The organism is Streptomyces katrae (genome assembly GCF_000966975.1).
GTDB classification, from domain to species: Bacteria; Actinomycetota; Actinomycetes; order Streptomycetales; family Streptomycetaceae; genus Streptomyces; species Streptomyces katrae.
Genome location: NZ_JZWV01000489.1, coordinates 1 through 1,435 on the forward strand (window position 1 = coordinate 1; position 1,435 = coordinate 1,435).

Consider the following 1,435-nt stretch of genomic DNA (forward strand, 5'->3'; position numbering starts at 1 on the left):
CCGGGGCCTTTGCGTTGGCTACTTCCGCTCGGCCGCGCTGCGTTCCACGCAGAACTCGTTGCCCTCGGGGTCGGCAAGGGTCGCCCAGCCGGTTCCGTCGGGGCGCCGGTGGTCGCCGACGAGCTTGGCGCCGAGGGCGACGAGCCGTTCCACTTCCTCGTCGCGCGTGCGGTCCTGCGGCTGGAGGTCCAAGTGCACGCGGTTCTTCACCGACTTGGTGTCCGGTACCTGGATGAACAGGAGCGCCCCGCCCTCCGTCGTCAGCAGTACTTCGTCGTCGCCGGGGGAATCGTCCTCGTGCAGGCTGCCGTTGAGGACCTCTGCCCAGAACTCGCCCAGGGCGTAGGCGTCGTGACAGTCGATGGTGATGTGCCGGATGAGAGAAGTCATGGACGCACACTAGCCGTCCTCGTGTCATCAGGCATAGCGTTTACCTGCACTCCATTGCAATGTCCGGAGCGGGATCGTTGCGTTGAATTCTGGATCGTTGCAACGATTGTACGTCGCTGAGCTGGTCATTCATCGATTTTGCGCAACGACGGTGTTGTCAGGTCTTGGAATGCAACGTAGCGTTTCTCATGTCAGAAAGCAGCGGGCCGAACGGGGCGCGCGATACCGATGAAGGAGAGCACGATGCAGACGTTCGCCACCGCCACCCCGGTTTCCGCCGTCCTCGACATCCCCGCCGGCCGGGTCCGGCTCATCGCCGCCGACCGCGCTGACGCCACGGTCGAGGTCCGTCCTTCGGACCCCTCGAAGAGCCGCGACGTGAAGGCGGCCGAGCTGATCGAGGTCGCGTACGCCGATGGCGTCCTCCGAGTCGTGGCCGCCCAGGCCAAGAACCGGATCACGGGCAATTCCGGCTTCGTGGAGGTGACCGTGCAGCTGCCCGCCGGCTCGCACGTCGAGGCCAAGGTCGCCGCCGCCGAGGTACTGGGCACGGGCCGTCTGGGTGACGTCGTCCTCGACGCCGCGCAGGCCCAGGTCAAGCTGGACGAAACCGCCTCCGCCCGCGTCACCGTCCAGTCCGGCGACATCGCCCTCGGCCGCCTGGGCGGCCCGGCGGAGATCAACACCCAGAAGGGCGAGATCACCATCACCGAGGCCACCGCCGGTGTGGTCACCCTGACCACCCAGCACGGCAACATCACCGTGGGCGCCGCCCGTGGCGTCGCCGCCACCCTGGACGCCGGCACCGGCTTCGGCCGGATCGACAACGCCCTCCAGAGCGCGGATGGCACCCCCCTGACCATCCACGCCACCACCGCCTTCGGCGACATCACCGCCCGCAGCATCTGACAAGCCGGCGAGGGGCCGCCGGCCGCCGAGCCCAGAGGAGCGCGTAGCGATCTGCCGCGCCTCCAGGCCCCGCAGGACGGTCTCTTCGTCCTTGGGTGCGGGTATCAGCCCGAGGCGGTCGGCGGACGCCGATTCG

The 1,435-nt window shown here is 68.3% G+C and carries 2 protein-coding genes; one reads left to right on the plus strand and one right to left on the minus strand.

What is annotated here, in order from left to right; translation table 11 throughout:
- Positions 1-18 precede the first annotated feature (18 nt).
- Positions 19-390 (minus strand): VOC family protein, encoded by a 372-nt coding sequence (locus VR44_RS45100; protein ID WP_045948544.1) that lies wholly within the window; start codon positions 388-390, stop codon positions 19-21.
- Positions 391-633: 243 nt separating this feature from the next.
- Here VR44_RS45100 and VR44_RS18015 point away from each other — a divergent pair, with 243 nt between their 5' ends.
- Positions 634-1,299, plus strand: coding sequence for a DUF4097 family beta strand repeat-containing protein (locus VR44_RS18015; protein ID WP_045948545.1), 666 nt, complete (start codon positions 634-636; stop codon positions 1,297-1,299).
- The last annotated feature ends 136 nt before the right edge of the window (positions 1,300-1,435 follow it).